General features: G+C 54.7%; 8 protein-coding genes. 6 read left to right on the top strand and 2 right to left on the bottom strand.

Annotation, left to right across the window (positions count from 1 at the left end; all coding sequences use genetic code 11):
* From FND52_RS21705 to FND52_RS21695, 3 genes are all read left to right on the top strand, one after another.
* Nucleotides 1-519: AIR synthase-related protein (locus FND52_RS21705; protein ID WP_244290604.1), on the top strand; the 519-nt coding region annotated here is incomplete at its 5' end.
* A gap of 239 nt (nt 520-758) precedes the next feature.
* On the top strand, nt 759-917 hold the full coding sequence (locus FND52_RS21700; protein WP_125293979.1) for a type I toxin-antitoxin system Hok/Gef family toxin: 159 nt from the start codon (nt 759-761) through the stop codon (nt 915-917).
* A 316-nt stretch (nt 918-1,233) separates the two neighbouring features.
* Nucleotides 1,234-1,482, top strand: coding sequence for a biofilm development regulator YmgB/AriR family protein (locus FND52_RS21695; RefSeq protein ID WP_144133206.1), 249 nt, complete (start codon nt 1,234-1,236; stop codon nt 1,480-1,482).
* A gap of 58 nt (nt 1,483-1,540) precedes the next feature.
* On the opposite strand, the gene FND52_RS21690 is transcribed toward FND52_RS21695, so the two are convergent.
* On the bottom strand, nt 1,541-1,753 hold the full coding sequence (locus FND52_RS21690; protein ID WP_125293803.1) for a hypothetical protein: 213 nt from the start codon (nt 1,751-1,753) through the stop codon (nt 1,541-1,543).
* A 157-nt stretch (nt 1,754-1,910) separates the two neighbouring features.
* The gene (locus FND52_RS21685; RefSeq protein ID WP_125293802.1) at nt 1,911-2,198 is read right to left on the bottom strand and encodes a biofilm development regulator YmgB/AriR family protein; all 288 of its coding nucleotides are present in this window, start codon (nt 2,196-2,198) and stop codon (nt 1,911-1,913) included.
* 276 nt (nt 2,199-2,474) lie between these two features.
* Between FND52_RS21685 and FND52_RS21680 the strand changes: the two genes are divergently transcribed.
* The 3 genes from FND52_RS21680 to FND52_RS21670 form a co-directional block, all read left to right on the top strand.
* Complete coding sequence (locus tag FND52_RS21680; RefSeq protein ID WP_144133204.1) at nt 2,475-3,389, top strand: LysR substrate-binding domain-containing protein; 915 nt, start codon at nt 2,475-2,477, stop codon at nt 3,387-3,389.
* Between the two features lie 146 nt (nt 3,390-3,535).
* The gene (locus FND52_RS21675; RefSeq protein ID WP_144133202.1) at nt 3,536-4,795 is read left to right on the top strand and encodes a metal-dependent hydrolase family protein; all 1,260 of its coding nucleotides are present in this window, start codon (nt 3,536-3,538) and stop codon (nt 4,793-4,795) included.
* Nucleotides 4,796-4,862: 67 nt separating this feature from the next.
* A partial coding sequence (locus FND52_RS21670) for an MFS transporter (RefSeq protein ID WP_144133200.1) occupies nt 4,863-6,258 on the top strand: 1,396 nt, incomplete at its 3' end.

Raw genomic sequence — 6,258 nt, 5'->3', positions numbered from 1 at the left:
CGTGCCGGGGATGTGCTGATTGTCAGCGGCACCCTGGGCGACCACGGGGCCACCATCCTCAACCTGCGGGAGCAGCTGGGCATAGAGGGCGTGCCGGAGAGCGACTGCGCGGTGCTGACGCCGCTGATTCAGGCCGTTTGTCACCTGCCGGGGATAAGGGCGATGCGTGACGCCACGCGCGGCGGCGTGAACGCGGTGGCGCACGAGTTTGCCACCAGCAGCGGCTGCGGCATCGAGCTTGACGAGCGCGCGCTGCCGGTGAAACCGGCGGTGCGTGGGCTGTGCGAGCTGCTGGGGCTGGAGGCGGTGAATTTCGCCAACGAGGGCAGGCTGGTGATTGCCGCTGAGCGGGCCGCCGCGCCGGCGATTATTGAGGCGCTGCGCAGCCATCCGCTGGGACGCGATGCCACCCTGACGGGTGAAGTGGTGGCGCGTAAGGGGGTACGGTTAACCGGCCTGTATGGCGTGAAGCGGACGCTTGAGCTGCCGTTTTCGGAACCTTTGCCGCGAATTTGTTAACTGCTTGAGATACGTTCTATTTTTGGACATGAATGCAACGGGAGTCGGGTAACCGCGGGCGTATGATGACGGCGGCGCTTGAGGCTTTTTGCCTCATTAATGCAGGGTAGTGAAAGGGTGTTGTGATGCAGAAAGAAGAAAGCCCCGAAGGTCATTTTTCAATTAACCAACGAGGCTACCCTACACATCAACAACGTCAGGATAGCCTCTTACCCGCCATGAGGCAAGGAGGGAAGCCGATGAAACTGCCGCGAAACGCCCTGATCTGGTGTGTATTTATGGTATGTTTAACACTATTAATATTCACGTATCTGACCCGAAGTTCGCTCTGCGAACTGAGGATAAAAGACGGAAGCAGGGAGGTCGCTGCGTTACTGGCTTACGAATCCGGTAAGTAGCAACCTGGAGGCGGGGGAAGCCCCGCCTTTTCAGGCTGATGTGTTGAAACGTAGCCGCAAGCGCCTTTTAACAGGGCTGCCAGTTTTTCTGGCAGCCCTTTTTTACCGGGAAAGCAGAGTGCGGTACTGGCTCGGGTATTCCAGCTATGCGCTGAATTGATAAGAATATTTAATATTTTCAGTTTGTTAACAGAAAAATGATTACAAATATTTTTCATAAAAGTTGTTGCTACGTCACATTTTGCTGTCTACGTTTATCTGGGTTTGGTCTCGTATTCTCGGTTTGAGACCCATTATCACTAAAACAGGAACAGAAATGCGCAGCTCAGTGACTGAAAAGCAGATAAATGTCTACTTTGGTAAAAACACTCATGCCTGTGAAGCGGAAGCTCAACTTATCGCCGATATCAGTCAGGGGCTTAGTGTGAAAAGAGGAAGGGTCAGCAATAAAGATCTTATCCTGACTTTGATACAAATGATTGAATGTGAAAAGGATGTCATCAGGCTGGATATTTACCGCAACGCGCTGGAAATGATTGTCCAGCGAACGCCAGACGACATGTAAGTATCCTGTTTTTTGCTGTAAAAGCCTGCCTTTGCAAATCCTGCAAAGGCATTTTTACTTAATTTTCCCCATGCATTTTTTGCTTAAGGAACTGGCGAGCTAAAGATAACACGGTTTTCTGCCGCAGATCGGTTGACAGGATATCCTGCGCAAGTAGTACCTTGCTCAGGTTTCCTGCCGTTAAAGCAAAGCAGTGTTCCATCAAGTAGTTTGATGCTTCGCCTATCGCTTGATGAATTTCTTCGGGTCGTACCTGCTCATCCTGGTTCAATGATGCTCCTGATGCATGGATAATGAATGTCTTCCAGGCCGTGAAGCCAGATCAAATTCACAATGAGCAATGCGTGGAGATATGCTGAAGCAAGTCTGAATAGAAGGGAAAAGAAAGTTGTTTGATTATTCTCTAAACAACTCAGAATAGATATAAATTAATGCTTAGTCGCTCCAGGCTGGGACATCATATTTTTTAAAAGTAAGTCATATTCAGTGCCGTGGCGTGAATGTCTCGCTACCACAGGCTGGCTACGAAATTTATGGATACCGCCAATTGCGGCCCGGTAAGCAGCTTGCCTTTGAGGATCGGTTTCGTTGCTCAAACTTTCCTGTAATTTTGCGATGAGTTCATCAAAAGAGACGGCTTTTTCAGATTCAAGAAGGGCCATAACCGCTTCCCCCATCACCGTATCTACCAGCTTTTCGTTATCGTTATCGAACATTTAGCCTCTCATATTCTATGACGCGGTCCTGAACAGACTCGGGTCATTATGCATAGGTCATTTCATTTTGCCTATCTTTCATATGAAATAGCCAACGTAAATCCGGCTTTTAGAATTTTTTGGCGCGAAGTATCAGCCCTAAAACCGGGTAGAGATGAGCCTTCTGTTGCGGCTCGTGCATCGGACTGTCCGGGTTAGTCATGTTTCTCGTTTGCATTAAAAAGGTAATTGTTAGAGTCTTGTTAACTAACGATTATTCAGCCAGGCCAGAAACCCATGTCGATCGCGCCGTTGCCCCCGTTGAATACCCTGATTGCCTTTGAAGCCACCGTTCGCCTCGGCAGTTTTACCCGCGCAGGGGAAGAGCTGAGCCTGACGCAAAGCGCCGTCAGCCGCCAGATTGCCCAACTGGAAGCTGCGTTGGGTCGTACGTTGCTTATCCGCCGTCGCCACGGCCTGGAGTTGACCACGGCAGGCGAACGCTACCTGCATCAGATCCGCCATTTTCTTGAAGAGTGCGCCGACGCCACCGCCCAGGTCATGAAAAACGCCGGTGAAAACGAAATTACCCTTGCCTGCTCGTCGGGCATCGCCCAGTTCTGGCTGCCGCTGCGCCTGAGCGAATTTCGCCGCCAGCATCCGGAAATCAAGATCAATTTAATTATGCGCGACGGCGTTACCCGCCTGACGTCATTCGAATTTGATCTGGGGGTTTATTACCTGCGACAGGAAAATCTTATTAACTTCGATACCGTGAAACTGTTCGATGAAGAGATGTTCCCGGTCTGCTCGCCGCGCTACCTGGCGGGGAGGCCGCTGTTTACGCCGGAAACGCTAAAGCAGGAAACCCTGCTGGTGCTGGAGGACGCGCAGCATCAGTGGATCGGCTGGCCGGAATGGTTTGAAATTAACGGCACCGCCAGCCCGCCGTTGCGCCAGACGCTGAGGGTCAACCACTATCCGCCGCTGATTGAAATGGCCTGCCTCGGAAACGGCGTGGCGCTTGCGTGGCGTCACATCATTGATAGCGTGATCGCCAGCGGACGGCTGGTAAAAGCCTCGAATTTTTCGGTCAGTAAAGGCGGCGGATTTTTCCTGATTACCTCGCAACATCGCCATGAGAACCGCGCTACGCGGCTGTTTAAGCGCTGGTTACTGGATGATGTGGCGCAAAACAGCCATGCCAGATAAGGTTGATTTTTAACCGGTGTAATGAGCGCTGCGCATGGTGGCATGCGTGTTTTTCATTTACGAATTTTAACCAAACATTGTAAATCTTTTAACCAATTCGTAATCAAGAAGTAACACAACGCCATCAAATCAGGAGCGTGACCCTTATGACAACGCAGCACACGCCGTTACTCTTTATCAACGCTACCCTTGTGGACGGCGTTTCCGATACCGCGCTGAAAAACCATCAATTGCTGGTAGAAGACGGCAAGATCAGCCAGATTTCTGCCGGGTCTATCGACGCGCCCCCCGCCACCGTGGTGGATTTAAAAGGCAAAACCCTGATGCCGGGCCTGATCGACTGCCACGTTCACGTGATCGCCAGCTCCGCCAATCTGGGGCAAAACGCCATGCTGCCGGATTCGTTGATTACCGCCCGCGCCGGGAAGATCATGCAGGGCATGCTGAACCGCGGCTTTACCACCGTGCGCGACGTCGGCGGTGCGGATTACGGTCTGAAGCAGGCGCTGGAAGAGGGCTTGCTCAGCGGCCCGCATCTCATGATTTGTGGTAAAGCGCTGTCGCAAACCGGCGGTCATACCGACTATCGCGGCCGCTATGATTCGCGCAACGCCGATTTCTATGCCAAAAAACTTGGCGCGCTGGGTCGCATCTGTAACGGCGTGGATGAAGTGCGTCGCGCGGTGCGTGAAGAGATCAAAGCCGGGGCCGAGTTTATCAAAGTGATGGCGAACGGCGGCGTCTCTTCCCCGAGCGACCCTATCGATTTCCTGAGCTTTTCGGTTTCAGAGCTGGAAGCCATCGTTGAAGAAGCCAGCAATGCCCAGACCTACGTCAGCGCCCATCTTTATACCGACGAGGCCATTCGCCGCGCGGTGAATGCGGGCGTCCATTCTCTTGAACACTGTAATCTCATCACCCCGGAAACCGCCGCACTCGCCGCCAGTAAAGGCGCGATGGCCTGCCCGACGCTGGTGACCTATGAAATGCTGAAAAACGAAGGCGAGCAGTACGGCCTGCAACCGGATTCGATCGCCAAAATCGACGACGTGCGCTTAAGCGGCCTCGACAGCCTGAAAATCATGTTCGAAGCCGGTTTGCCGATGGCGTACGGCTCCGATCTGCTGGGCGATATGCACGTACACCAGTCGGAAGAGTTTGTGATCCGTAACCGCGTGCTGCCTGCCGCGGAAGTGATCCGCAGCGCCACCTCCATCGCCGCGCGCCTGCTGCGCAAAGAGGGTGAAATCGGCTGCCTGACGCCAGGCGCGTGGGCCGACCTGATCGTGGTCAACGGCAACCCGCTGGACGACCTCAGCCTGCTGACCGGCCAGGGCAAACACATTCCGCTGATCCTTCAGCAGGGCAAACCGGTGAAAAACGCGGGCTTCCTGCCGGTGGACTAATTCCCAAACACATACGACTACGCGGCATCCGTGCCAACACAGCAATTTTTAAGATGAGAATGCGCTTATGTCACTGTTACATCGTCTCGATCGGCTCCCATTGAGCCGTCCGCATTACATGTTGTTGTTGATAGGTGGACTGGGATACACCTTTGATGGCATGGACGTCGCCATTATTGCTTTTTTACTACCTGCGCTACGCGACGTCTGGTCGCTGAGCGGGGCCGAACTGGGCCTGGTGGGTTCCGCCACGCCGATTGGTGTGCTGATTGGCGCACTGCTGGCGGGCTACGTAGGCGACCGTTTTGGTCGTAAAACGGTGATGTGCTGGGCACTGGCCATTTACTGCGTGATGACGCTGGTTGCCGCGTTTTCGCCCAACTTTACGGTCTTTGTCATCGCCCGCGTGCTGGCAGGCGTCGGCACCGGGGCCGAGAGCGTGATTATTGCGCCGTTCCTGAGCGAGTTTATCCCGCCGAAAAAACGCGGCTGGTTTATCGGTTCGCTGGCCGGGTTCTTTTCGTTCGGTTTTGTGGGGGCCGCGCTGCTGGGCCGCTTTGTGGTGCCGGAGTTTGAAGATGGCTGGCGCTATGCGCAGGTGATCACCGCGCTGCCGATCCTGATGCTGCTGTGGTGGCGTCGCAGCCTGCCGGAATCCCCACGCTTCCTGCTGGGTAAAGGGCGTACCGATGAAGCGCGCGCAATAGTCGAAACCCTGGAAACCCAGGTGATTGCCGCTACCGGCAAACCGCTGCCGCCGGTAGATGCGCCGCGTGAAGTTGAACCCACGATTGCGCCTGCGCCATCCCCCGGCCTGCTCAAAAGCCTGGTGATTATGTTTGGGCAGCCGATGCGCCGTCAGACCACGGTGATCTGGGCGATCTGGTTTGTGGTGACTTTCTGCTACTACGGCTTCTTCGCCTGGATACCGTCATTACTTGTCGAACGCGGTTTCACCGTGACCCGCAGTTTTGAGTTTTCGATCATTATTTATATTGCGCAAATACCAGGGTATTTCTCCGCTGCCGTCTGCTCCGACTGGCTGGATCGTAAACGCACCATCGCGCTGTACCTGGTGGGCAGCACCATCAGCGCCTGGTGTCTGAGCCAGGCCGACAGCGCCGGGGCGATTGTCGCTGCCGCTGCGGTCCTGTCGTTCTTCCTGAACGGCTGCTATGCCGGGCTGTATGCCTACACGCCGGAGAGCTTCCCGACCGCTATTCGCGCAACCGGCTGTGGTTTCGCCAGCGCGTTTGGCCGTGTGGGCAGCATCATGGCACCGTCGATTATCGGGGTATTCTCCGCGTCGCTGGGTTTTGCCGGGGTGTTTACCATGACCACTTCGGTGCTCGCGGCAGGGGTTGTGGTGTTGCTGGCATGGGGGGTAAATACTAAGGGGTATTCGCTGGAGGCGATTACGCCGGAGAAGGGCGGTGACGCCGTGAAAGGGGAGGGGGATGCCA

The sequence above is a fragment of the Atlantibacter subterraneus genome (genome assembly GCF_007570865.1).
Taxonomy (GTDB): Bacteria; Pseudomonadota; Gammaproteobacteria; order Enterobacterales; family Enterobacteriaceae; genus Atlantibacter; species Atlantibacter subterraneus.
Note: the sequence above shows the minus strand (reverse complement) of the source record. Positions and strands in the feature narration are given on the sequence as shown.

Excerpts from the sequence above, each read along its gene's own strand:
- FND52_RS21685 (WP_125293802.1), bottom strand. The coding sequence starts at position 2,198 with ATGTTCGATAACGATAACGAAAAGCTGGTAGATACGGTGATGGGGGAA.
- FND52_RS21680 (WP_144133204.1), top strand. The coding sequence starts at position 2,475 with ATGTCGATCGCGCCGTTGCCCCCGTTGAATACCCTGATTGCCTTTGAA.
- FND52_RS21675 (WP_144133202.1), top strand. The coding sequence starts at position 3,536 with ATGACAACGCAGCACACGCCGTTACTCTTTATCAACGCTACCCTTGTG.
- FND52_RS21695 (WP_144133206.1), top strand. The coding sequence starts at position 1,234 with ATGCGCAGCTCAGTGACTGAAAAGCAGATAAATGTCTACTTTGGTAAA.
- FND52_RS21700 (WP_125293979.1), top strand. The coding sequence starts at position 759 with ATGAAACTGCCGCGAAACGCCCTGATCTGGTGTGTATTTATGGTATGT.